We start from the raw sequence: 23,039 nt of genomic DNA, 5'->3' as shown, positions 1-23,039 counted from the left end.
GCAGTCAGTCCCGCGTCAGAACGGCGACTCGGGACCCTCGTCGGCGTCCCCGGCGTCGACATCTTCCCCGTCGGCGTCGTCGTCCGACGCGTCGGTGGCGGTCAGTTCGCCGACCGCCTGCTCCCACGCCTCGACGCCGCCGCGGAGGCTCTCGACGCGCGCGTTCTGGGTCCCCTCGTAGCTGCCGATCAGCTGGGCCGCCTGCTGGCTCGCGACGCCGTGCGGGCAGACGGTGACGATCCGATCGGCTCCCTCAAGCTCCGCGATCCGGCTCGTCAGCTCGGGGAACGGGATACACTCGCTGTCGGGGAGGTGGCCGCGGTCGAACGCGCGCCGGTCGCGAATGTCGACGATTCGGAGCGTCTCGTCGGCGGAGCCGTCGGCGCGCTCGGACAGTAGCGCGGACAGCTCCTCGGGATCGATCTCGCCGTCCATCAGTTGAGCGGGGCGAGAGTGGCCGTGAAGACGGCTCGGTCGGTTGTGTCGTTGCGCGCGCCGTGGACAGCGCCGCGCTCGTTTTCTACCACCGCCGGGGCCGCGACCGGCTCCTCGTCGCCGTCGCGGATCACGGTCGGTTCGCCTTCGACCACGTGGAATACGTTCGTAGCGTCGGCGTGTTCGTGGGGGTCCACGGCCGCGTCCGGGCCGAGGACGAACGCCTTCACGAGCACGTCGTCGGTGACGACGAGCTCCGCCGTCTCGACCTCGCCGGGCGCGGGATCGAGGTCGGCGACCGCCGTCGCGTAGCTGTCGAGCGTCATACCCGCACCTCGCGCGGGACGGGGAAAAATCGCGCGTTCGGACCGTCAGTACGAGGGCGACTCCTCCGGCTCGCCGTCGCGCGCGTTGACGACGCGGCCGAGGGTGAAAAGGAGGTCCGAGAGCCGGTTGAGGTAGGTGACGACCGCCTCGTTTATCGGCTCCGAGCGCGCGAGGTCGACGACGCGGCGCTCCGCCCGCCGCACCACGGCTCGCGCGTGATGGAGCGCCGCCCCGGCCTCGCCGCCGCCCGGGAGGATGAACGACGTCAGCGGCTCCAGTTCCTCGTCGAACGCGTCGATGCGGTCCTCCAGCCGTTCGGTGTGGCGGCTCTCGACCTGCGGGTCGTCCGGGTCGGGATCGGGGTTCGCGAGGTCGGCCTGGACGACGTGGAGGTGGTTCTGGACCGTCTCCAGCAGGTCGTCCACGTCGTCGTGGCCGGTGGGGCGGATCGTCCCGAGCAGCGCGTTCGCCTCGTCGACGGAGCCGTACGCCTCGATGCGGTAGCTCGACTTCGACACCCGGCTCATGTCCCGGAGGTCGGTCTCACCCTCGTCGCCGCGGCCGGTGTAGATGCTCATGCGAGGGTCCTCTCGACGTACTCGACGATGTTCGCGCTCTCGGCCATCGTCACGCCGCGCTCGTCGTCGACGAGGACGGGGACCCCGCGCTGGCCGCTGACCCGCTTGACCCCGTTCCGCTCGGAGTGGAGCGCCTCGACCCACTCGGTCTCGTAGTCGACGCCGGCGTCGTCCAACGCGTCGGCCGCCTTCTCGCAGAACGGACACCCGTCGAGGGCGTACAGTCGAACGCTCATACCGATCGATCCGTGCGCGGCGTCAAGAAGGTGTGCGTCCGGGTCGCTCGGGCGATCGGTTCCGCGCCGCTGTCGCCGCGGAGACCGCGGATCCTCAGGGACGCGGTCCCTCAGACGTCGTGGTACGACTCCATCGCGGCCCGGTGGTCCTCCGGGATCGGCGTCGGCTTGCCGGTGTCGGGGTCCAGCGAGACGATCGTCGCCTCCGCCTCCGCGACGACGGCGTCGCCGACCCGGACCTCGTGGGCCATCGTCACGCTCGATCGGCCCAGCTCCGCCAGATCGACGGTGACGGTGACCCGGTCGTCGGACAGTTCGACGGGGCGGCGGAAGTCGATCGAGATCGACGCCAGCACGTTCGACGACTGGGAGATGTCGATGTCGAGAACCTCGCGGAAGTACCGCGTCCGCGCCTGCTCGATGTACGTCGCGTAGACGGCGTTGTTGACGTGGCCTAACGCGTCGATGTCGCGGAACCGAACGTCGATGTCCACGGTGTAGGGTGCCATATCCGACCCACTGGCGGGGACCGTATGTAGGCGTCGGGATCGAAGCGGCGGCCCGACAACCGTTGACCTCCTCCCACGGCTTCAGCCGTGGGTTTTCGCCTCCCGCATCTTATAAAAACGGCACGTGTCTATCACGAGCCATGGACAACGGATCGATCGACGACGTCGACAGGGCGATCCTGTACGCGCTACAGGAGGACGCCCGGAACACGTCGTCCGGGGACATCGCGGAGCGGACCGGGACCTCCGACAGCACCGTCCGCAAGCGCATCGGACGCCTCGAATCGGACGGCGTGATCAAGGGGTACAGCGCCAGCGTCGACTACCAGCGGTCGGGGTACCCGCTCCGGATGCTGCTCTACTGTACCGCGTCGATTCCGGAGCGCGGCGAGCGCATCCCGGAGATCCTCGACATCGACGGCGTCGTGTCGGTCCAAGAGCTCGTGACCGGCGAGGAGAACCTCCTCGTGACGGTCGTCGGCGAGTCGGACAACGACATCACGCCCGTGGCGCAGGAGCTCCTCGACATGGGCGTCACCGTCGCCGACGAGGTGCTCGTGCGGACCCACGAGACGACCCCGTTCGGCAGGTTCGATGCCGGACGGGACGACGACGCGGACGGCTGAGGAGCAGGCTCTCAGACCACGACGCGCTCGACGTCGAGCGGGGTCGCGCGCCGGACGACCGCGCGGACCGGGTCGACCGAGCCGGACAGGTTGTCCGAGTCGCCGTCGAGGACGACGAGCGCCGCCCGCCGACCGGGGGCGATGACGCCGCAGTCGAGGTCGGCGATCTCGGCCCCGGCGGCGGTGGCCATCCGCAACACCTCGCGGGCGCTCACGTCGAACCGCTTCGCCGCGGACGCCATCTCCCGGAACATCGACGGCGGGTTCAACATGACGTTGTCCGTCCCGAGCGCGACCGTCGTGTGGTCGAGCAGGTCGCGCACCGGCGGCGTGCCGACGTCGAGGACGGCGTTCGCGCGCGGACACACCGCGACCGGCACGGACTCGTCCGCGACCCGTTCGAGGTGTTCGCGCTCGGCGTGGACCATGTGGACGAGGAGGTCCGGATCCAGGTCGAGCGCCGGGTGGATGTCGGTTGCGTCCGGCTCGCCGGCGTGGATCGCGAAGGGGCGGCCGCGCTCCTCGCAGGCGGCGCGCTCCGCGGCGAACCCGTCGTCGTTCGCGCCGGAGGCACCGTAACCGTCGGCGACGTCCAGCACGGACGCGTCGCCGCTCCCGAAGATGAACGGGTCGACGTCGGCGTCCGCCGCTGCCTCGCGGAGCGCTCGCGCCCCCTCGGGTCCCGACTCGCGGAAGTCGAGACACGAGACGGTCCCGGTCCGCCGCATGAACCGGAGCGTCCGCCGCATCGCCGACACGAGCTCCGCGCGGTCCGCGGCCGCGAGCCGCCGGTGTTTCAGGCTGTCCGGCGGCGCGACGGCCTCGTCGAGCGAGAGACCGACGGCCGCCTCCTTCGCCACGGAGTCCCCGAGATGGGTGTGCGCGTTGACGAACGCCGGTATCACGATGTCCGTCGACTCGATGTCCGTCTCCTCGACCGCCTCGATCCGACCGTCCTCGACGACGACGCGCCCACGGACGGGTTCGAGGGACGTCCCGGCGAGGACGGTCCCAGTGATCGTCTCCATACCCACGCTCCGCGCTCGGGGCCGATATGGTTTCCTGAGTCGACGCCAGGCGGCGAGGCGGTCGGTGGGGCAGTCGATGGGCGCGAACGCGGCGAGTCATAAACATAACGTTCTATAATACCATACAAACGAACGATTTGTGAACACAAGCAGATTTAATACATATTATGTTCTCAAAGAGGAGTAGAGACGACCGAAATCGGATCTGAGGTCGGTAGTCGATCCGAGACGGGTCGTGCGACGAGTCGAACGATGTCAGGACACACTTCGAAGCCGACGGTCGGAGCGCTCGGGGAGACGGACGAGTCGTCGTCCGTCCCCGCCGTATTGACGTTGCTCGCGTGGTCGCTGTTCGCCGCGAGCGTCGCCGCGCTCGTCGGCCGAGTCCGACTCGGCGGCGCGTGGGAGATACCCGGCGCGGTCGCCGTCGACGGGCTGACCGTCCTGTTGTGGGTGGTCGTCACGTTCTTCAGCGGGATCGTCCACAGCTACTCGCGCCGCTACATGGCGGGGAGCGCCCACGAGACGCGCTTTTTCGTCGCCGTCTTCTCGTTCACGCTCGCCGTGATGGCGCTCGCCGCGGCCGACCACGTCGCGCTGTTCTGGCTCTGCTGGCTGGCGATGGGACTGCTGATGGCGCGGCTCATCGGGACCGTCGAGGGCTGGCGGCAGGCGCGCGCCGCCGCGAGCGTCGCCCGGCGGTACTTCCTCGCGAGCAGCGCGCTCCTCGGCGTCGCCGTGACGGCGCTGTGGTGGGCGACGGGCGCGACGACGGTCTCCGGCGTCGCCGCGAGCGCCGACGCGCTCGGCGGCCCCGCGTGGTTCGTCGCCGCGGCCGCGCTCGTCCTCGCGGCGATGATCCAGTCGGCGCTCGTCCCGTTCCACGGCTGGCTGCTCTCCTCGATGACCGCGCCGACGCCGGCCTCGGCGCTGATGCACGCCGGGTTCGTCAACGCGGGCGGCATCCTGTTGGCCCGCTTCGCCACGGTCGTGACCGTCGACGCCGCGCTCATGCTCGGCATCGTGGCCGTGGGAGCGACGAGCGCCCTGCTCGGAAAGGTGCTCAAGACGGTCCAGCCGGACGTGAAGGGCGAACTGGGCTGTTCGACGGTCGGGCAGATGGGATTCATGATCATGCAGGCGGGCCTCGGCTTCTTCGGGGCCGCGATCACGCACCTCATCGTTCACGGCTTCTACAAGGCGTACCACTTCCTCAGCGCGGGCGAGGAGGTCGAACACGCGGTACCGACCGAAGCGGAGTCGGGGAAGACGAGCGCCGTCGGCGCGCTCGTCGTGCTGGCGACCGGGCTGGTCGGCGGGGCGACGTTCGCGCTCCTCACCGGCAAGGGCACGAGCGTCGACAGCGGACTGCTGCTCGCGGGGCTCGTCGCGCTCACAACGCTCCACGCGGCCCGGAGCGCGATCCGGCAGACCGCGCTGTCGCCGGCGGCCCGCTACGGCGCGATCCCGCTGGTCTTTCTGCCCGCCATCGCGGGCTACGCGCTCGTCTACGAGGCCGTTTCGGGCGTCCTCTACGGGCTGCCGATGGTCTCCGCGCCGACCGAACTGACCGCGCTCCACGCGCTCGTCGCCGCCGCGTTCCTCGCGGCGTACGTCGCGATCGAGACGGGCGTCCACAAGCGGAGCGAGCGCCTCTACGTCGCGCTGTTGAACGCGGGGCAACCCGCGTCGGAGACGGTGCTGACCGCTACGGAGGAATACAATGAGTACTGAACGCGCCATCAGAGAGGGCATCGACGAGGCCGCGGAGACCGTCGGGTCCGTCTGGCCGATCCACTCGTTCGTGACGGCCAACCCGCTCTCCGGCTTCGAGGACGAACCGTTCGCCGAGGCCGTACCGCGGGCGGCCGACCGCCTCGGCGGTCGCGGGTATCCGAGCCCGGAGACGTTCCGGGGGGCCCTCGACGAGGGCCGGATCGACCTCGACCTGCTCGACGCGGAACTGGCCGAGCGGGGCTACGAGGGCGACCCCGAGACCCTGCTGGAGCGGATGGAGACCGCGGGGGAGAGCGGGGACGCGACCGCCGGCGAGACCGAGGATTCCGCTGCTGACCCGACGGAGCGCGCCGACCGCGTGCTGACGAAGTGGCTGTCGGCGTTCCTCGACGAGGGACGGGCCGAGTGGTCGATGCCGAACCGGGAGGACGGGTTCTACGAGGCGTTCCGGTCGGTGGCCGCGTACGACGACGAGGTCCCGGAGGGCGTCGCGACCGACCTCCCGGCGTCACCGATCGAGGCCGTCAAGTCGGTGTTGGAGCCGTACCCCGAAGGACGGTGGAACGCCGTCTTCGAGGCGCAGTTCGCCGCGCTCCCGGGGTGGACCGGGCTTCTCAAGCGCCGCGTCGCCGATGGCGGGGCGTGGCAGTCCGCGCACCCGATCACGCTCGAAGGCTACCTCGCGGTCCGGCTCGCGCTGCTCGACGCCTTCGACGCCGATATCGTTCCCGCAGCCGACTCGAACGACGCGGGGCCCGGGACAGCGGACGAGCTGGCCGACGCGTTCCTGAGCGCGTGGGAGGCGAGCTACCGCGGCGAACTCGTCGAACGGGTCGCGACCGAGAGCGAGGCGCGCGCCGGGACGGACGACGCGAGTGCCGACGAGCGGCCGGCCGCGCAGCTGGTGTTCTGTATCGACACGCGCTCGGAGGTCATCCGGCGTCACGTCGAGTCGACCGGCGACTACGAGACCCACGGGTACGCAGGCTTCTTCGGCGTGCCGATGGAGTACCGGGGGTACGACTCGGAGGTCTCGGTCGACGCCTGCCCGCCCATCGTCGACGCGCAACACCGCGTCTCCGAGGTCCCGACCGACGACGACGCGCGGGCGACCCGCGACCGGTGGGCGGACTTGCGCGAGGCCGCCGGCGAGGTGATCGAGACGCTGAAGTCCAACCCGGCCACCGCGTTCAGCTTCGTCGAGGGTGCCGGGAGCGGATACGGGGTCGCGCTCGCGGCCCGCACGCTCGTTCCCGGGCGCGTCTCCGACCTGCTCGCCGCGGCCGGCGACTCGGCCCCCGACGACCACGAGTTCTGCGAACCGGACGTTCACCGGCACGAGGGCTCCGACGAGGGCCTCCCGGTCGGACTGAGCCGCGACGAGCGGGTCGAGTACGCCGCGACCGCCTTCGAGCTGATGGGCTGGGAGGCGTTCGGGCGGCTCGTCGTCTTCACCGGCCACGCGTCCGAGACGGCCAACAACCCCTACGGGTCGAGCCTCGACTGCGGTGCCTGCGCCGGCAACCCCGGCGGGCCGAACGCCCGCGCGCTCGCCGCGATCTGTAACGACCCCGAGGTCAAGGACGGCCTGCGCGAGCGGGGCCACGACGTGCCGGACGACACCGTCTTCCTCGCCGCCGAACACAACACGACGACCGACGAGATCGAGCTGTACGACGGCGACGTGCCCGACTCGCACGCGGACGACCTCGCCCGGCTGCGCGCTGACCTCGCCACCGCGCGCGAGAACGCGACCGCCGAGCGCGTCGGCGCGCCGACCGGCGACGGGTCGACGGGGCGCGGCGGCTCTGCGGCCGTGAACGAGGCGGAGCGCCGCGCCGGCGACTGGGCCGAGACGCGTCCGGAGTGGGGACTGGCCGGCAACGCCGGGTTCGTCGTCGGACCCCGCGAACTGACGAGCGGCCTCGACCTCGACGGGCGTGCCTTCCTCCACTCGTACGACTGGACGACCGACGCCGACGGCGACGCGCTCGAAGCGATCCTCACCGGTCCGATGGTCGTCACCCAGTGGATCAACGCGCAGTACTACTTCTCGACGGTCGACAACGCGGCGTACGGCAGCGGCTCGAAGGTGACCCACAACCCGGTCGGCAACGTCGGCGTCTACCAGGGCAACGGCGGCGACCTGATGACCGGGCTGCCGCTCCAGTCGGTCAGGGCCGCCGCCGACGAGCCGTACCACCAGCCGCTCCGGCTCTCGACGGTCGTTCACGCGCCGGTCGACCGCGTCACCGAGATATTGGCCGACAACGAGGCGGTGGCCGGACTGCTGGACAACGACTGGCTCTCCCTGACGGTCGTCGACCCGACGCGGGACCACCGCGCGTTCCACTACGAGTCCGAGTTGGAGTGGACGCCACTGGCCGAGTCCGAACGGGTCGAGCCGCCGGCGGAGACCTCGACGACTCCCGCCGCCGCGGACGACTAAGTGCGTTCGATCGGAGTCGTGAGGCTCTGTTGAAATCCTATTCTTTGGACACAAGACTGTGTGACACAGCCGGTCGATGAGAACTGCGCACTAATCATCAATCGGAGAAACAAGCTACCGAAGCGACAGCATCAACAGCTGCTGTCGTCCAAGAAAATGCGAGACAGAAAGTACTTACTGCGTGTCAAGATCTGGTGTAGCATGCCTTCCCCTCTATTCTCTCGCGCATCAATTGCTGACTTGGACCGGCGAGCATTTGTCGGCTTGCTTGGCGGCATCGTCGGTCTCGGATTGGCCTTGCAGGTGTTCTTAGTGACGAACACGACGGCTTGGACGATCGAACTGGAACGACTCATCACCCTGGTGTCCGTCATTGTTGCTATCGTCGTGTACGTGCGGACCCGACCAACGGCGAGGGCCTGGGAAATTGGCGTTCTCGCAGTTTGGGGAGCAATAGTTCAGTGGCTTGTGTCTCTCGTCTGGTTCATTGTCGGGCCCGCACTGGCAGGCGAGGTTTCGGTCTCGGCCATCCTGCTGTCTGGTGCCGCTGAGCTCCGCCTCGCGGAAGTGGGACGGTATCTTGGCACAGTCGCTGTCTTTGCTGGATTCTACACTGTAGCGGCGTCTCATCGTGAGCAACCAATCATTTCCGTACTGACGTTGCTGAGCGTTCCGGTTGTGATGATTGTCGTTTATGCGATCATATAGCTCTGCTCGACAGTTTGAAACGACATCATTAAAGCTGTGATATCGATTGTAGGATCACTATGGGGTCCTTCGTAGAAAATCCGAGCTCTATAATGAGAGCTACGATACGATGCATCGTTTCTCTGTACTGAGCAATCGAGACAGTACAAATATCAACTACAGAGGGTTTCAACAAAGCCGGCCGTGACAGGGCACGCCGGTGCGATCTCGTTCGGGACCTCTCTATAGCACTCTATAGCAGTCCGAAGCAACGGCTATATTGATGCCGCCCGCACGACAAGTCGTGACGCAACACAGCGAGCAGTCGGGCCACCGGATCGCGTTCGTCTGCGTCCAGAACGCGGGGCGGAGCCAGATGGCCGCCGCGTTCGCCGAGCGGGAGCGCGACCGCCGGAACGCGGGCGACCGGATCGAGATAGTCACCGGCGGGACACGGCCCGCAGACCGCGTTCACGAGGTCGTCGTCGAGGCGGTGGCGGAGGTAGACGTCGACGTTAGCGACCGGACGCCCCGAGAGGTGACGCCCGACGAGCTACGGGCGGTCGACCTCGTCGTGACGATGGGCTGTTCGGCGTCGGACGTGTGCCCGGCGACGTGGAACGGCGAGAACCGCGACTGGGGACTCGACGACCCGCACGAGCGGCCGATCGAGGCGGTCCGCGAGATCCGCGACGAGATCGAAGCGCGCGTCGTCGCGCTGTTCGACGAACTCCTGCCGGAGACGCCGTCCGCGGAGTGAGACGGAGAAAATAGTCGGCCGGGTGCGGCTCCTATCGACCGCCGCTAACAGCAGCCGTCGTCGTCGCCGCAGACGCTGCCGTAGTCGATCCCCGTCTCGTCGCCGATCGCCTCGTTACACTGCATCAGCATCGTCGTGAACGCGAACTCCGACGACTCCGCCTTCGCGGCGGCGAGTTCCTCGCCGAGCCGCTCGGCGGCCGCGACGACCTCGTCGTCGGCAGCCCCGTCCGCGTCGGAACTGGGTTCGGAGGCGCTCAACAGCACCCACCTCCGGTGGACCGCGCGAACTCCTCACCGATTTCCTCGCTGATGACGTCGTTCGTCCGCTGGAGGAGTTCCACCAAGTCGGCCTGTGCGGCCTGCTGCCGCTGGATCGTCTCGTTGGCCGACAGCTCCGACTGGAGCCCTTTCAGCTCTTCCATCACCGACCCGTCGAAGCCGCCGCGTTGCATCTGCTGTTGTTTCCGCCGGTACTCGCGGAGCAGCGCCATCGCCTCGTCGTCGTCCTGAAGCGCCTCGTCGGCCGCGACGAACCGCCGGTACGTCTCCGACTCGCCGAGGGCGTCGAGGAACTCGCGGAGCGCCGCCTCGACGTTTTCTTCCACGGTTTCGTCCGCGGACGCGTCCGCGACGCGCTCCGTCGCGTCGTCCGAGCCCTGCGCGTCGCTCATGAGGAAGTCACCTCCGGGGCGTCCGCCTCGGCGACGTCCGCCAGCCCGGTGACCTCCTCGCCGAAGGCGCTCAGCTCGTCGAGCCCGATCGGCTCGTCTCGGCGGAGCGGGGCGAGCATGAGCGGCGCGTCGAAGCGGTCGCGAATCTCCGCTAAGTACTGCGCCTGTTGCGCGCGCCGGTTCGCGAAGAAGGCGTTGTCGCCGTACTCCTCGGGGAGGAGATAGTTGGCGACGACGAGCGAGGTCTCGATGCCGACCTGGTCGTTGAGGTCGGCGGCCGCGCGATACGCCTCCATCATGGGCGTGTACTCGGGGTACATCACGAACGCGAAAGTGCTCCGCTCGGGGTCTTTCATCGTCTCGATGACCTCGTCGTACTGGTCGCCCTTCGCGGGCGCGGCCCCCTTCGTCAGCGAGCCGAGGTCCATGAACCCCTTCCAGTCGGACGGGAGTTCGAGCAGGCGGAGCGTGTGTCCCGTCGGTGCCGTGTCGAAGACCACGACGTCGTAGCCGTCCTCGTCGAAGTAGCTCACGAACTTTTCGAGGGCGGCCATCTCCTCGGCGCAGGGCGACTCCAGCTCTTCTTCGACGTTCGCGATCGCGGCGTCGACGTCGATCTCGGTGTCCTCTTTCTCCTCGTACATCTCGGTGACGTGATCGAGGACCTGCTCGCGGTACTCGGCGAGCGCCTTCTCCTGGTCGATCCGCGCCGCGTCGAGGTTGGCCTGCCCGACCGAGGTCGGCTCGTGACCCACCGGCTCTCCGAAGATGTCCTCCAGATGCGCGGCCGGGTCGGTCGTGACGACGAGCGTCTCGTGGCCCGCCTCGGCGAGCTTCGTCGCCGCCGTCGCGGCGACCGTGCTCTTGCCCACGCCGCCCTTCCCGGTGAAAAAGAGGTACTCCGTCTCCTCGCCGGGCGTCAGTTGGTCGACGACCGCGTCGGCGTCCGCCATCGAATCGAACTCGACCGCGCCGTCGGCGTCCGCGTCGGTCGCCGCCCCGACGTCGACGGTCGCCTCGTCGCCGTCGTAGAGGACGCCGGCGACGTCCGCGAGCAGGTCGAGGCCGGCGATCTCGCCGGGCTGGAGGGGGTACGTCGCGGTCGCGTCCGCGTCGAACTCCTCGCGGGCGCGCTCGATGACGGCCTGTTCGTCCGCGCGCTTCCCCTCGAAGAACGGGTCCTCACACACCGACTCGGGGAGGTAGCCGTTGAGTATCAGCAGCTGCGACTCGATGCCGAGTTCGGCGAGGTCGCCCGCGCTGCGTTCGATCTCGTCGATCGAGGAGTCCTCGGGCTTGCCGACGAACGCGAACGCGGTGCGCTCGCCGTCTTGGAGCGTATCGATCGCGCGCTCGTAGTCCTGCTTGCGCTCTTCCATCGAGGCGGCCGGCCCGATACAGGTCGACCCGCCCTTCTCAAGTTCCGCGTTCCAGTCGGAGGGAAGCTCCATCAGTCGGATGGTGTGGCCCGTCGGAGCCGTGTCGAAGACGACGACGTCGTACTCCGGGCTGTCCATGAAGTCGACGAAGTTGTCGAAGGCGGCGATCTCCTCGACGCACGGGCTGTTGAGCTGCTCTTCGACCGTCCGGATCTCCTCCTCGCCGAGCAGTTCGCGCATCGGCTCGATCGTCTCCTGTCGGTACTCCTCGGCGGCAGTGTCGGGGTCGATCTCGATCGCGGAGAGGTTCTCGATCCCGTCGATCGCGGTGACCTCGTGGCCGATCGACTGGCCGAAGATGTCCGAGAGGTTCGGCGCGGGGTCGGTCGTGACGAGGAGCGTCTCGTAGTCGTTGTCGGCGAGCCACGTCGCGGTCGCACAGCTCACCGTGCTCTTGCCGACGCCGCCCTTCCCGCTGAAGAAGACGAACTCGGTCTCCTCGCCGCTCGGTTCCACTCTCTCCCGCGCGCTCGTCGACCGTTTCGCTCCTGACTGTGCCATCTGTCAGGCCTCCTGAGGCGTCGCGCCCTCGCCGATCGCGGCGGTCAGTTCGTCGTACGAGAGGTACTCGCCTTCGGCGACGATCTCGTCATCGACGACCGTGATCGGGAGGACCGACGGGCCGTTCTCCTGAACGCGGTCGTAGATCCGCTGGGTTTCGAGGAACTGGTCGATGTTGTGTTGCATGTTCGCCCGACTGACATCGAGGTCGTCGAACGCGTCCTCGAGCTGGTCGAGCGCGGCGCTGACCTCGACGAGCTCCTCGTCGGGGTCGGGACCGCAGACGCCGGTGGAGCAACACATCGCTTCTTCATACAGGGTGAGTTCGGTCATGGTGGAGTCGAATCCGTGTCGTCTGAGCCGTCGTTCACAGCGAGACGCGACGATGGTGCGCCTACTGTGATCGGTTCATTTGAACAAACTCTCATACAATTATAAGCTCTTCGGTCGGACCCCTCCGCGTCGGTCGCGCGGTCGAAAGCTCGGAACGGTCGAGGCCCGGGAACGGACAGGAGACCCGATCAGCCGACGAATCCGTCGGTGACCCACGATCCCGGTTCGTCGGGACACGTCGCGGACCGACAGTCCGTCGCCGGGCCGCTCACGAGGACGAACGCGCTCTCGGCGTCCCCGTTCCGTATCTGTCGCGTCGCCGTCGGCGGGATCCAGACGGCGTCGCCGGTCTCGAGATCGATAGGTTCGTCGTCGATAACGACGGTCGCTTCTCCTTCCAAGAGGACGTAGATCTCCTCGTGATCCTCCGCGGCGTGGTCGTGCGGCTTGCTCCGCCAGCCGGGCTCGCAGCGGGCGATCGACACGCCGACCCGCTCGCTGTCGAGCGAGTCCGTGAGCGGTCGCATCGCGCCCGAAACCGGCTCGATATCGGTGTAGTTGACCCGCTCGTACGATTCTGTCACACCCGACACCCCGCGTTCGCGACGAGGGGATCGGTTGCGACTGCGGTCGCGCTCGCCGGCACGCTCGACCTCGATCCGGCGGTCCCCGCGCGGAAGATCGCATCTCTCATACGACACAATAGCTGAAGAGTTGCTATATCGTTTTCGCCGATAGTCGAGATCGTAAAAGCGGCGGTCCGCAACGCTTAATCCCGAATCGACTCAATCGTGCCGTATGTCATCGACCGATCGGCTCCAGCGGTACGTCGCCGACGAGTGCGGCTCCTGTACGGACGAGGACCTCTCTAAGCGGCTCGCGGAGTTGGAAGCGCTGAACGACTCCGTCGGCGGGTCGGACTTGGAGACCGACGTGGATCTGCTGTCGGCGCTCGCGAACGAGACGCGGTACAAGATCGTCCGTATGCTCCACGCGGCCGACGACGACGAGCTGTGCGTCTGCGAGCTCTCGCCGCTGCTGGACGTGAGCGACAGCGCGATCAGTCACGCCCTCTCGAAGCTCACCGACGCCGGCCTCGTCACGCGCCGGAAGGAGGGGAAGTGGCGGATGTACCGCGCCACGCCGCGCGCGAACGCGGTCCTCGTCGCGCTCGACGGCTCGCGGTCGCTGTAGAAACGGACGCTCGCCGGCTCAGAGCAGACCGGCGAAGACGGTGTTGAACAGCACACCAACCGTGATCCCGATCGTCACGACCGTCGTCGCGTAGATCGCGAGCAGCCGCCGTTCGAACAGCTTGTTCAACAAGATTAGGTTCGGGATACTGATCCCTGCCCCGCCGATGACGAACGCGATCACCGTCCCGATCGGGATCCCCGCCTCGGTGAGCGAGTGCGCGATCGGGAGCATTCCGCTGAGGCTCACGTAGATCGGTGCGCCGGCGAGCGCGGCGATCGGCGTCGCGAGCGGGTTCCCCGGGCCGGCGATCCGCTGGAGGAACTCCGCGGGCACTGCCCCGTGGATCAGCGCGCCGATCGCGATGCCGACGGCGATGTAGGGGAGCGTGTCGCGGAAGAAGGAGAGTGCGCCCTCCCCGGCCGCGGTCACGCGTTCCTTGTGGGTCCAATTCGTCGCGGTCGTCCCGCACTCGCTACAGCCGGACGCGGCGTCGGCCGCCTTCGAGGCGTCCGAAGGAGCCGCTCCGCCGTCGGTCGCGATCTCGCGGCCGCCCGCCGTGATACGGACGTCTTTGATGTACTCGTCGAGATCGAGCGTGCCGATGATCAGGCCCGCGACGATCGCTGCGAACAGCGCGGTCGTCACGTAGGCGACGGTGACGCCGGTCCCGAACAGGCCGAACAGCAGGAACACGGCGATCCAGTTGACGATCGGCGACGCGAGCAGGAACGAGAATGCCATGCCCGTCGGCGCCCCGGCGCCCAACAGGCCGGCCAACACGGGAACGGTCGAACACGAGCAGAACGGCGTCACCGCGCCGAGGCCCGCCGCGAGGACGTTCCCGCTGCCGTGATCGCGCGCCCGGAGCATCTCCTCGACGCGCTCCGGGGGGAGATACTCCTGTGCGAGCCCGACGAGGAACGATGCGCCGATGAAAAGCGGCGTAAGGACTATCGCGAGGTGAACGAAGTAGTCCCACGAGTCGAGCAGCGCCGCCTCGGTGCCCGGCGGGATCATCTGTCCTCACCCAGCGCCGCGGCCAGGTCGAGCAGCTGGAGGCTCGCCGTGTCCGCGATCCGATAGTACGTCCACTTCCCCTCCTTACGCGTGTTGACGATCCCCGCGTCACGGAGCTTCCGGAGGTGTGAGGCGACCGTCGACTGCGGTGCGTCTAACACGGTCTCTAGCTCGCAGGCACAGAGTTCGCCCTCCCGGAGCGCGTGGACGATTCGCAGCCGCTTTGCGTTGGCCAGCGCTTTGAACGACGACAGCTCCGCGTCGAGGGTCGTCTCCCCGACCCGGCGGGTCGCGGGGAACGGCCCCTCACAGCATGCGTCTCCCTCGATCCGCCTGAGTGTCCCGCTCGCGGATTCGGAGTCTGCGTCGGTCGAGGTGTTCGGTTGATTGGACATTCTCGATTTCTCGTTATTCGGCCGCCGTCCGTTCCGACGGCGCTTCCTCGTCGTTTTCGGCGTCTATCTCCTCTATCTGAACGTCGCAGCAGCTCCCGTCGTCCGAATCGGTACCGAAGAGCCGATCGAGTATCGTCATATCTATCGATATATCTCGATTTGACTTAATCTTTCTGATCGATTGAGTATCTGCTCAGATATCTCAAAGTCCCTTGAACCAGTCCGAAAACTGGTGAAACGCCACTGAATCGGTTCCCGAACTCGAGAGTATCGGACAGGTCAAAACGAGACGGCTCGATACGAGGTCATATCATTCGGCGGTCTTCTCGCCGCCGCTCTCGCCGATCCCCAGCGCCTCCAGTTCCTCCGGGTCCCCGTCGCGCGAAAGTGACGCGGGGACGACGGCCGAGACGCCCTTCACCGTCCGAATGCCCTCGATACCGGGACAGACGAGCCGCGGGCGTTCCGCGGCGTCGAGCGGCTCCCCGTCCATCGCGACCGCCAGCACGCCGTCGAGCGCGGTGTGAACGTCGAGACAGGCGCGGTAGCCGTCCGCGGTCTCGAAGGTCAGGTGCGTGGTCTCCGGCGGGACCGCGCCCCGGTCGACCACGGCCGAGACGGGCGTTCCGCGCCAGTCGGCCGTCCACCGGTCGCCCGTCGCACACCGGATCTCGACTGCGCGTTCGACGGTTTCGAGCCGACTGAAGTCGATCTCGGAGAGGGAGATCGCCGGTCCCGTGCGAGACGCCTCCGTGGTGTGACTCATGGCGAGAGCGTCAGCTCGTCTGCGCGTCGGCGCGCTCGGCGGCCGATCGCGACTCGTCGACCGTCGACCTCGCCGTCTCGCTGTGTGACCGCCGCCTGAGCGCTCCGACCGCGTCCATGACTCCCTCGGCGAGCGACTCGAACGCCCTCGACGCCTCCGCGTCGTCGTTCGAGACGACCGGCTCTCCGGTCTCGCAGGCCTCGCGGATCGACGGGTCGAGCGGGATCTCCGCGAGCAGCGGCCGGTCGAACTCCTCGGCGATCCGCTCGCCGCCCCCCGCGTCGAACACGTCGTGAGCGTCCCCGCAGTTCGGACAGACGAACGTGCTCATGTTCTCGACGAAGCCGAGCACCTCGGTGTCGTGTCTGTCGAACATCCGAGCCCCCTTCCGCGCGTTGTCCAGAGCGACGTCCTGCGGCGTCGTGACGACAACCGACCCGAGGACCGGCATCTGTTGGAGCATCGTCAGCTGCGCGTCGCCGGTCCCCGGCGGGAGGTCGACGACGAAGTAGTCGAGGTCGCCCCACCGCGTGTCGTCGTACAGCTGCGTGAGTACCTTGTCGACCATCGCGCCCCGCCAGATCACGGGGTCGTCCTCGCCGACGAGGAAGCCGATGCTCATCAGCTTCAGCCCGTGTCGCTCGACCGGGATGATGGTCTCGTCGTCCTCGGCCATGCCGGGGTGGTCGTGAACGCCGAGCATCCGCGGGATGTTCGGGCCGTACACGTCGGCGTCGAACAACCCGACGTTGGCTCCCCGCTCGGCTATCGCCGTCGCGAGGTTCACCGCGACGGTGCTCTTCCCGACGCCGCCCTTGCCGGAGGAGACGGCGATCACGTTCGGGGCGTCCTCAATCAGTCCCGCCGGCGTGTCGTCGTCGATCGCGATCGACAGCGACGGCTCGTAGCCCGCCTCGCGGACGACCTCTCGGACTCGCTCCGCGAGCCGACTCTCCGCCGGCGAGTGCGGTGCCCCGAGCGCAAGTTCGACGTGCGCCACCCCGTCGTCGACCTCGACGTCGCCCACGATTCCGAGCGAGACGATGTCCGCGTCGTCGTCGGTCCGTGACGCTCCGGTGAGCGCCGGGTAGTCTATCTGTGCTAACTCCGTTCGTAGTTCTGTGGTCATCGTGAATTCACCGTGTTGATCGCGTGGCCGTCGCGGCCGCCGTCCGTTCGTTCGCTCGCGGTCCGATCCAGTGCCGCGTCGAGCTTGACCGACGCCCGCCGCCACAGGGTCGCCTCCCGGTTCTCGGCGAGCGCGTCGAGCCGGTCGACGGCGTCTTTGTGACGGTCGCTCCCGACGAACGCCGCCCAGTCCTGTAGCGTCTCGAACTCGAAGACGAACTTCGAGTCCGCCGACGCCCGGCGGCCGCCGGTGAGCACCTCGAAGGCGGCGACCGACTCGTGTCCGACCCAACCGATGATATCCGTCGCGACCCAGGCGTCGAACCGCTCACGCCGGTCGTCGAGGATGTCGAACTCGACCTCGTAGACGACGTTTGTACTGTACATCGTTACCTCCGCTCGCCGAGTCGGTCACGGTGGGATTTCACCGTCGCGAGGGCGAGCTCGACGATCCCCGCGTAGTAGTCGTGCGGATCGGCCTGCTGGATCCGGGCCATGTAGGTCGGGAGCCACTCGGCCAGGTGCTCGTCGAGCAGCCACCACTTGGCGTCCTCGACGTCGGGCTCGTCGGCGTCGGCCTCGGTGTCGTCCATCGTCAGCAGTTCGCCGAGGAACTGCAGTTCTAAGCCGAGGTGATCCGGCGGCTCGTTGCTGCCAGTGGTGTCGACGTCCACGCCGGCCCACCGGTAGCCCTGTCTGATCTCGGTGGTGGTCTCGCTGTAGAAGCCCCCGCCGACGTACATCGACTCGTACGGCGGGTCGGGATCGCTCTCGGAGATCCCCCTGAAGAGGTGCGTGTAGGCCGTCCGGAGGGGTTCGACGTCGGCCTCGCTTCCGTCGGCGATCCGCCCGAGAGCGGTCTCTATCTCCACCGGCAGCGACTCCGCGGTCGCCAGCCACTCCCGCGCCCACGCCCCGACGGCGTCGACGCGCTCGCGGTCGGGCCGACTGAGGAGCTGCTCGCCGAGGATGCGATACACCCGGGCGTCGACCGGGCTCTCGTCGGGGGAGTCCGCCGGCTCCCGCGAGGTGGGATTGTCGGCTTCCGGTTCGGTGTTGGTGGAGCTCATCGGTTCGATCCCACCTCCGCGGGGTCAGAGACCACGGGCAGCGTCTTGGCGAACACCAGCATGACGAGCGCGACGAGTGCGGTCGTCCCCATCAGGTTCAGCCACTCGTAGATCGAGGGCGTGTACTCACCGACCTGGTACGGCAGGTCGGGGTACATCAGCCCGCCGACGATCAGCCACGTCTCCTGGTGGAGGATCCCGACGAGCATGACGCCCGTCAGGAGGGCCGTCCCCAGCAGGCTGAACCGGTCGACCGCGTGCTGTATCGTGAGGTACGCCGTCGGGACAACGATCGCGACGATCGCGAGTACCAGCAGGGGCGCGAGCGGTCCCTCGAAGATGAGTGCGGTGACGTTCGGATCGGCCATGTCGGCGGCGAACGATCCGGTCTGGATCTCGTAGAACGTCCCCAGCAGGTAGGTGAACGCGAACGCGCCGGTCACGGCACCGAACCGTCTGAGCGTCCGGTCGGTGAACACGTCGTCGAGCCCGTACGCGTAGCGGAGGACGCAGCCGACGAACAGCACCGCTGCCGCGCCGGTCGTCATGCTCGCCGCGAGGAACGTCGGCCCCTGAATCGCGCCGAACCAGTTGATGTTGACGCCGAGCGGGCCCCACAAAAGCGGGACGACCCCGCCGCCGACGACCGGGATGAACACGAGGACGAGCGCCGCGAGCCACCATGTGAGACCTTTCCCGGTCTCGGTCTCCGACGGCTCGTAGCCGATCAGCAGCGCGTCGTAGACCGGACCAAGCGCCGCCGGAAGCGCGTCCCGCTCGGAGAGTTCGTAGACGTCCGCGCGGAGCGACGCGACCAGGTAGACGACGGAGATGGTTCCGAGCCCCGCCAGCAGGATCACGTCCCACGCGATCGGCGACTGGAGGGGCAGGTAGATGAGCGTGTTGAGCACGCGGAACGGCTGCCCGAGGTCGAAGACGATGTGCAGGAAGCCGACCCCGAACGCCAGCGGCGTCAGCAGCTCGCCGATTCGGGCGTACGGCCGGTACTCGTCCATGTGGAACACGCGGATGATCGCCGACAGCGCGATGGCACCGACGCCCATCGCCGACCACCAGCTGAACGCGCCGATGTCGAGCCCCCACGGGACCCCGCCGTCGGTCCCCCAGTTGTGTAGGCCGGTGATACCGTGACCCTGCGTCAGGACGGTCACGAAGCTGTACACCATCGCGAGCACGACGAGCCCGGCGACCGCCAGCATCGCGTAGTAGCGGGGGCCCGGATCCGCGAGCGTCGCCGCCCGCCGGTCCGAGCCGGTGGGGGTACTCATTGGCCCACCTCCACGTCGGTCGAGCGGCTCTCAGGCGGGTTCTTCTCGATCTCGATGGCCTCCTGCGGGTCCTTGAACGTGTCCGCGTCCTCGATGGCGCGGGCGTCGTCGCCGGGCTCGTCGCCGATGTAGACGACGTTCGGCTCGGTGCCGCGGTCCTCGAGCAGCTTGAACGTCGACGACGAGGACTTATCCTCGAGGTGCTGATTGGGATCGCTTTCGGGATCCTCCATGTCGCCGAACTTGATCGCGTCGACCGGACAGGTCTCCTGGCAGGCGGTCGTCCCCTGCTGGCCGCGTTCGGGGTTATCCTGGCGGTGCGCACACATCGTACACTTGCTCATCACGCCCTCCGGCTGGGGGCCGGTCATCTGTGTACCGCGGGGTTCGGTGGGCTCGTCGAGTATCGGGTCGTGCCACGGCGGCTTGCCCTCGCCGGGCGCCTCGTCGCCGAGCGCCTCCGCGAAGGTGCCCGATCCGTGCGTGTCGTCGCCGTTGTGCTCGTTCGATTCGGAGCCGTACCCGTACTGGGCGTCTTCGGGGTGTTCGAACTGCGCGTAGTTGACGCCGTACGGGCAGCCGATCTCGCAGTACCGGCAGCCGATACAGCGGTCGTAGTCGGTGAGGACGATCCCGTCCTCCTCGCGTTTGAACCGCGCCGAGGTCGGACAGGCCGACGCACACGACGGCTCCGAGCAGTGCTGGCACGGCCGGGGCATGTTGGTCTGTTCGGTCTCCGGATACTCGCCCTCCTCGAAGCGGAAGACGTGCATCCAGAACGCCCCGCGGGGCGTGCTGTTCTCGACCTTACAGGCCTCCATACAGGCCCGACAGCCGTAACACCGCTCCAAGTCGATCGCCATGCCGAGTTGTGTCATCAGTCGTCACCTCCCTTGGGTTCGACCTTCGCACGGACCTGGAACGCCTGGCCGTTGTCGAGGCCGAGGTAGCCCGGGCCGCTGGGAAGGATCGTGTTACAGTGCGGCCCCTCGTCGAGGGCCTCCGTCACGCTGTCTTTCCAGGTCCCGTGGTGGGCCGGAAGGCCCAGGGAACCGAGTTTGACGCCGTCTTGAATCATCACGACGCCCTCGGCCTCGTAGGTTTCGCCGGTCTGGGCGTTGTGGGTCTCGATCGTCACCTCGTCGCCGGTCTCGACGCCGATCCGCTCGGCGTCTTTGGGGTTCAGCCGGATCGACGAGGCCGGCGCGATCTCGTTGAGCAGCTTGTTCGTGCTCGTCCGCGACTGCTTGTGCTCGATCTGGTGCCAGCTGAACAGCGTCAGGTCGTACTCGTCGGGCGAGTCGTACATCGTCGGCTGCCGCCAGGTCGGATAGGCGGTGTAATCCTGGAGGTACGGGAACTCCGCCTCCGGGTCGTCGAACTTCGAGTCGGCGAACAGTTCGTCGACGCGCTCGCCGAGCCGGAACAGCGTCTCGCTGTAGAACTCGTGTTTGGCGTCGTAGGGGTTGAAATCGCCGTAGCCGTTGTCCATCCCCCACGTGTAGGCGTAGCGGTTGCCGTCGCCGACCTCCCACTCGTTGGTGATGACGTTCCCCTCGCGGAACCAGTCGAGGTCGTGGCCCTTCGTCTTCGCCCAGCGGTCGAGGCCGTCCCGGAGGAACTCGCTCGGGTCGTCCGGCGCCTCGTCGGCGCCCGAGTACGCGTACTCTGTCCCGTCGAGCCCGAGCTCGGAGTTGATGTCGAGGACGTACTCCTCGTAGGCGTCGACCGCCTTCGCCATCTGGATGAAGATCTCCGCGTCGGGCTTGCTGTCCCACAGCGGGTCCATCGAGGGGAACCGGATGTGCTCGATGTCGGCGTAGCCGTTCCAGCCGCCGGTCGGCCCCTGGAGCTTGTCGGCGGTCGCCGCGGGCAGCACGTAGTCGGCGGCCACGTCGGCGGTCGCGCTCATCCACGGGTCGACGACGACGGTCGTGTCGACCTCGCTCATGCTCTCGATGACCGTGTCGGTCTGGGGCGCCGAGTGGACTGGGTTGGCCATCTGGACGATCCACGCCATCTCCTCGGGCTCGTAGGGGAGATTGTACTTGTCGGGGTTGGTCTGGCTGACGTGGCTCTGAGAGTACGCCGTCGAGTCGATGGGGTGGAACATGCTCCCGCCCAGCGACGGGCCGTCCGGGTTCGGCGTGATCTTCTCCGGGTGGAACGCCTGGTCGCGGAACGGCTGGCGATAGTCCTGTGGCTCGGCGTACTTGCCTTTCCGGACGCGCGTCGAACCGACCACGTCGACCGCCCCGACCAGCATCGAGGCGTGGTACTGGGCCATCGTCGTCTGGACGCCCATCTCCTGTTGGGCGACGTGGTAGCCGTGGGTCCCGACGGGTCGGTACGGGATCTCGATGCCGTTCCGTTCGACGGTCGCGCCGATCTCGGCGTTCTCGCCCCAGTCGAGGGCGGTCTGTTCGATCTCGTCGGCTTCGAGGTCGGTGATCTCGGCGGCCCACTCGGGGTCGTACTGGGAGATCTGATCGAGGTAGAGATCGAAGGCCGGACGCGCTTCGACGCCGTCGACCTCGTAGGTCCCTCGCAGTGCGACGTTCTCCGGCGACGACGCCTCCTCGTGGGCGACCGCCTCGCCGGCGGCCTCGTCCCAGACGAGTTCGCCGTCGGCCCAGGTGTACTCCTCGCCGGGGTCCTCGGCGTCGTCGGTCCGGAGGATGTGGCCTTCCTCGTCGCCTTCGGTGGCGACGAGACACGGCGCGTTGGTCGCGGTCGTCAGGTACTCCTCGTCGATGTAGCCGTTCTCGACGAGGACGCTGTTGAACGCCAGCCAGAAGGCCATGTCCGTCCCCGGCTCGATCGGGAGCCAGGTGTCGGTGTAGGGGCCGGAGTTACGCCGCTGCGGGTCGATCGAGACGCTCTCCATGCCCTGGTCGTCGCGGGCGTCGGCGACCTGTTTCGGCCACGTGATCTGACACATGTGGGCACCGCCGCCCTGAGCGACGTTGTGCCCCCAGCCGATGTAGTACTGACAGTTCTCGAAGTCGGTCTCCGAGACGCCGTGCGTGGCGAACATCAGCTCCTGGGCGCGGTATCCCGAGTCGGAACAGGTCGCGCCGTGGCCGTACTTCTCCATGCTGCCGTACTTGTCGCTCGTGCCGGTCACCCACGCGTCCTCCTGCCACTGCGGCGATTTCTTCCGGCCGACCTGGAAGACGACGCGGCGGGGGTCGTCTTCGAGTTTCGCCTTCAGGTCCTCGCCGATCTCGTCCATCGCCTGCTCCCAGCTGATCTCTTGGAACTCGCCGAACTGGCCCTTGTCGTTCGTCCGCTTGAGGGGGGCCTTGATTCGATACGGGCTGTAGACCTGTTCGATCTGGGCCTGGCCCTTCGGACAGAGCGACCCCTCCGTGCGCGGGTCGTCGGGATGCCCCTCGTACTTGACGACGCGGTTGCCGACCTTCTTGGCGACCGCCCCGCAGTCCTGCTTGCCGACCCAGCAGGCGGTCGGCACCTCCTCGTACTCCAGGCTGGTCGACTGCGCTTCGGCCTCCTGGAGGAACGACGCGCTGCCACCGATGCCCAGCGCCGCGGCCGCGACGCCGCCGGCCTTCAGCGCGTCCCGCCTCGTCAGATCGAGTCCGTCGCTACTCATCGTCGAACCCCTCCGGTTTCGTCGGCCGGTCGTCCAAGCCGAACTCGTCTTTTACCTGCTCGTGGTACTTCTCGTGGAACTCCGCTTCGTCCATCTCGCCGCGAGCGAGGCGGATGGCGTCTTTTCCCATCTCTTTGCCCAGTTCGGTGTCGTACTCGACGTCACCGAGCTGGTCTTCGGCCCAGCCGTCGAACTCATCGTCGTCGATGTCGGGTGGAGCCTCGTGGTCACGATGCATATCTA

28 protein-coding genes are annotated in these 23,039 nt (G+C 67.7%); 6 read left to right on the top strand and 22 right to left on the bottom strand.

Annotation, left to right across the window (positions count from 1 at the left end):
- Positions 1 to 15: 15 nt before the first annotated feature.
- The 5 genes from QOL69_RS02705 to QOL69_RS02685 all read right to left on the bottom strand — a co-directional run bounded on the left by QOL69_RS02705 (position 16) and on the right by QOL69_RS02685 (position 2,085).
- Positions 16 to 435 (bottom strand): rhodanese-like domain-containing protein, encoded by a 420-nt coding sequence (locus tag QOL69_RS02705; protein WP_283401935.1) that lies wholly within the window; start codon positions 433 to 435, stop codon positions 16 to 18.
- Positions 435 to 761, bottom strand: a complete 327-nt coding sequence (locus QOL69_RS02700; RefSeq protein WP_283401934.1) for a cupin domain-containing protein — start codon at positions 759 to 761, stop codon at positions 435 to 437. Before QOL69_RS02700 ends, QOL69_RS02705 begins: the two co-directional genes overlap by 1 nt.
- Positions 762 to 806: 45 nt before the next feature.
- Complete coding sequence (locus QOL69_RS02695) at positions 807 to 1,340, bottom strand: cob(I)yrinic acid a,c-diamide adenosyltransferase (RefSeq protein ID WP_283401933.1); 534 nt, start codon at positions 1,338 to 1,340, stop codon at positions 807 to 809.
- Positions 1,337 to 1,576 (bottom strand): glutaredoxin family protein, encoded by a 240-nt coding sequence (locus QOL69_RS02690; protein WP_048078348.1) that lies wholly within the window; start codon positions 1,574 to 1,576, stop codon positions 1,337 to 1,339. The genes QOL69_RS02695 and QOL69_RS02690 overlap by 4 nt, the downstream gene beginning before the upstream one ends.
- A gap of 110 nt (positions 1,577 to 1,686) precedes the next feature.
- Positions 1,687 to 2,085, bottom strand: a complete 399-nt coding sequence (locus QOL69_RS02685; RefSeq protein ID WP_283401932.1) for an acyl-CoA thioesterase — start codon at positions 2,083 to 2,085, stop codon at positions 1,687 to 1,689.
- 140 nt (positions 2,086 to 2,225) lie between these two features.
- Between QOL69_RS02685 and QOL69_RS02680 the strand changes: the two genes are divergently transcribed.
- A complete protein-coding gene (locus QOL69_RS02680) occupies positions 2,226 to 2,711 on the top strand; it encodes an Lrp/AsnC family transcriptional regulator (RefSeq protein WP_048078346.1) in 486 nt (161 codons plus the stop codon).
- A gap of 11 nt (positions 2,712 to 2,722) precedes the next feature.
- Here QOL69_RS02680 and QOL69_RS02675 read toward each other — a convergent pair whose 3' ends face one another.
- Positions 2,723 to 3,739, bottom strand: a complete 1,017-nt coding sequence (locus tag QOL69_RS02675) for an amidohydrolase family protein (protein ID WP_283401931.1) — start codon at positions 3,737 to 3,739, stop codon at positions 2,723 to 2,725.
- A gap of 252 nt (positions 3,740 to 3,991) precedes the next feature.
- Here QOL69_RS02675 and QOL69_RS02670 point away from each other — a divergent pair, with 252 nt between their 5' ends.
- The 4 genes from QOL69_RS02670 (at position 3,992) to QOL69_RS02655 (ending at position 9,372) form a co-directional block, all read left to right on the top strand.
- Entirely contained in the window at positions 3,992 to 5,473 is a 1,482-nt protein-coding gene (locus tag QOL69_RS02670; protein ID WP_283401930.1) for a proton-conducting transporter transmembrane domain-containing protein, read from the top strand.
- Complete coding sequence (locus QOL69_RS02665) at positions 5,463 to 7,925, top strand: DUF2309 domain-containing protein (RefSeq protein ID WP_283401929.1); 2,463 nt, start codon at positions 5,463 to 5,465, stop codon at positions 7,923 to 7,925. The genes QOL69_RS02670 and QOL69_RS02665 overlap by 11 nt, the downstream gene beginning before the upstream one ends.
- Positions 7,926 to 8,126: 201 nt before the next feature.
- Positions 8,127 to 8,633, top strand: a complete 507-nt coding sequence (locus tag QOL69_RS02660; RefSeq protein ID WP_283401928.1) for a hypothetical protein — start codon at positions 8,127 to 8,129, stop codon at positions 8,631 to 8,633.
- 283 nt (positions 8,634 to 8,916) lie between these two features.
- Entirely contained in the window at positions 8,917 to 9,372 is a 456-nt protein-coding gene (locus tag QOL69_RS02655; RefSeq protein WP_283401927.1) for an arsenate-mycothiol transferase ArsC, read from the top strand.
- A 44-nt stretch (positions 9,373 to 9,416) separates the two neighbouring features.
- Here QOL69_RS02655 and hcsS read toward each other — a convergent pair whose 3' ends face one another.
- From hcsS to QOL69_RS02630, 5 genes are all read right to left on the bottom strand, one after another.
- Positions 9,417 to 9,638, bottom strand: coding sequence for a halo-CC-star protein HcsS (gene hcsS, locus QOL69_RS02650; protein ID WP_283401926.1), 222 nt, complete (start codon positions 9,636 to 9,638; stop codon positions 9,417 to 9,419).
- Positions 9,629 to 10,045 (bottom strand): halo-CC-star protein HcsL, encoded by a 417-nt coding sequence (gene hcsL, locus QOL69_RS02645; protein WP_048078341.1) that lies wholly within the window; start codon positions 10,043 to 10,045, stop codon positions 9,629 to 9,631. The genes hcsS and hcsL overlap by 10 nt, the downstream gene beginning before the upstream one ends.
- Positions 10,042 to 11,985, bottom strand: coding sequence for an arsenical pump-driving ATPase (gene arsA, locus QOL69_RS02640; RefSeq protein WP_283401925.1), 1,944 nt, complete (start codon positions 11,983 to 11,985; stop codon positions 10,042 to 10,044). The genes hcsL and arsA overlap by 4 nt, the downstream gene beginning before the upstream one ends.
- 3 nt (positions 11,986 to 11,988) lie before the next feature.
- A complete protein-coding gene (arsD, locus tag QOL69_RS02635; RefSeq protein ID WP_048078340.1) occupies positions 11,989 to 12,318 on the bottom strand; it encodes an arsenite efflux transporter metallochaperone ArsD in 330 nt (109 codons plus the stop codon).
- Positions 12,319 to 12,506: 188 nt separating this feature from the next.
- Positions 12,507 to 12,845, bottom strand: coding sequence for a cupin domain-containing protein (locus QOL69_RS02630; RefSeq protein WP_048078349.1), 339 nt, complete (start codon positions 12,843 to 12,845; stop codon positions 12,507 to 12,509).
- Positions 12,846 to 13,116: 271 nt separating this feature from the next.
- On the opposite strand from QOL69_RS02630, the gene QOL69_RS02625 reads away from it, so the two are divergent.
- Positions 13,117 to 13,512, top strand: a complete 396-nt coding sequence (locus tag QOL69_RS02625) for an ArsR/SmtB family transcription factor (protein ID WP_283401924.1) — start codon at positions 13,117 to 13,119, stop codon at positions 13,510 to 13,512.
- Between the two features lie 18 nt (positions 13,513 to 13,530).
- Here QOL69_RS02625 and QOL69_RS02620 read toward each other — a convergent pair whose 3' ends face one another.
- From QOL69_RS02620 to QOL69_RS02570, 11 genes are all read right to left on the bottom strand, one after another.
- Complete coding sequence (locus QOL69_RS02620; protein ID WP_283401923.1) at positions 13,531 to 14,532, bottom strand: permease; 1,002 nt, start codon at positions 14,530 to 14,532, stop codon at positions 13,531 to 13,533.
- The gene (locus tag QOL69_RS02615; RefSeq protein WP_048078337.1) at positions 14,529 to 14,927 is read right to left on the bottom strand and encodes an ArsR/SmtB family transcription factor; all 399 of its coding nucleotides are present in this window, start codon (positions 14,925 to 14,927) and stop codon (positions 14,529 to 14,531) included. Before QOL69_RS02615 ends, QOL69_RS02620 begins: the two co-directional genes overlap by 4 nt.
- Positions 14,928 to 14,940: 13 nt before the next feature.
- Positions 14,941 to 15,066 carry a hypothetical protein gene (locus QOL69_RS02610; RefSeq protein ID WP_283401922.1) on the bottom strand — a complete coding sequence of 42 codons (126 nt, stop codon included), beginning with the start codon at positions 15,064 to 15,066 and terminating at the stop codon, positions 14,941 to 14,943.
- A 171-nt stretch (positions 15,067 to 15,237) separates the two neighbouring features.
- Entirely contained in the window at positions 15,238 to 15,693 is a 456-nt protein-coding gene (locus tag QOL69_RS02605) for a molybdopterin-dependent oxidoreductase (protein ID WP_283401921.1), read from the bottom strand.
- A 10-nt stretch (positions 15,694 to 15,703) separates the two neighbouring features.
- A complete protein-coding gene (locus QOL69_RS02600) occupies positions 15,704 to 16,822 on the bottom strand; it encodes an Mrp/NBP35 family ATP-binding protein (protein WP_283401920.1) in 1,119 nt (372 codons plus the stop codon).
- Positions 16,819 to 17,208, bottom strand: a complete 390-nt coding sequence (locus tag QOL69_RS02595; protein ID WP_283401919.1) for a hypothetical protein — start codon at positions 17,206 to 17,208, stop codon at positions 16,819 to 16,821. The genes QOL69_RS02600 and QOL69_RS02595 overlap by 4 nt, the downstream gene beginning before the upstream one ends.
- A 2-nt stretch (positions 17,209 to 17,210) precedes the next feature.
- Positions 17,211 to 17,891 carry a TorD/DmsD family molecular chaperone gene (locus tag QOL69_RS02590; RefSeq protein ID WP_283401918.1) on the bottom strand — a complete coding sequence of 227 codons (681 nt, stop codon included), beginning with the start codon at positions 17,889 to 17,891 and terminating at the stop codon, positions 17,211 to 17,213.
- The gene (gene nrfD / locus QOL69_RS02585; protein ID WP_283401917.1) at positions 17,888 to 19,180 is read right to left on the bottom strand and encodes an NrfD/PsrC family molybdoenzyme membrane anchor subunit; all 1,293 of its coding nucleotides are present in this window, start codon (positions 19,178 to 19,180) and stop codon (positions 17,888 to 17,890) included. The genes QOL69_RS02590 and nrfD overlap by 4 nt, the downstream gene beginning before the upstream one ends.
- The gene (locus QOL69_RS02580; protein ID WP_283401916.1) at positions 19,177 to 20,058 is read right to left on the bottom strand and encodes a 4Fe-4S dicluster domain-containing protein; all 882 of its coding nucleotides are present in this window, start codon (positions 20,056 to 20,058) and stop codon (positions 19,177 to 19,179) included. Before QOL69_RS02580 ends, nrfD begins: the two co-directional genes overlap by 4 nt.
- Positions 20,058 to 22,796, bottom strand: coding sequence for a molybdopterin-containing oxidoreductase family protein (locus QOL69_RS02575; protein ID WP_283401915.1), 2,739 nt, complete (start codon positions 22,794 to 22,796; stop codon positions 20,058 to 20,060). Before QOL69_RS02575 ends, QOL69_RS02580 begins: the two co-directional genes overlap by 1 nt.
- Positions 22,789 to 23,034: a 4Fe-4S ferredoxin N-terminal domain-containing protein gene (locus tag QOL69_RS02570; RefSeq protein ID WP_283401914.1), complete on the bottom strand. Its 246-nt coding sequence runs from the start codon at positions 23,032 to 23,034 to the stop codon at positions 22,789 to 22,791. Before QOL69_RS02570 ends, QOL69_RS02575 begins: the two co-directional genes overlap by 8 nt.
- Between the last annotated feature and the right edge of the window lie 5 nt (positions 23,035 to 23,039).

Source organism: Halorubrum sp. DM2 (assembly GCF_901686465.1).
In the GTDB taxonomy this organism is placed as follows: domain Archaea; phylum Halobacteriota; class Halobacteria; order Halobacteriales; family Haloferacaceae; genus Halorubrum.
Note: the sequence above shows the minus strand (reverse complement) of the source record. Positions and strands in the feature narration are given on the sequence as shown.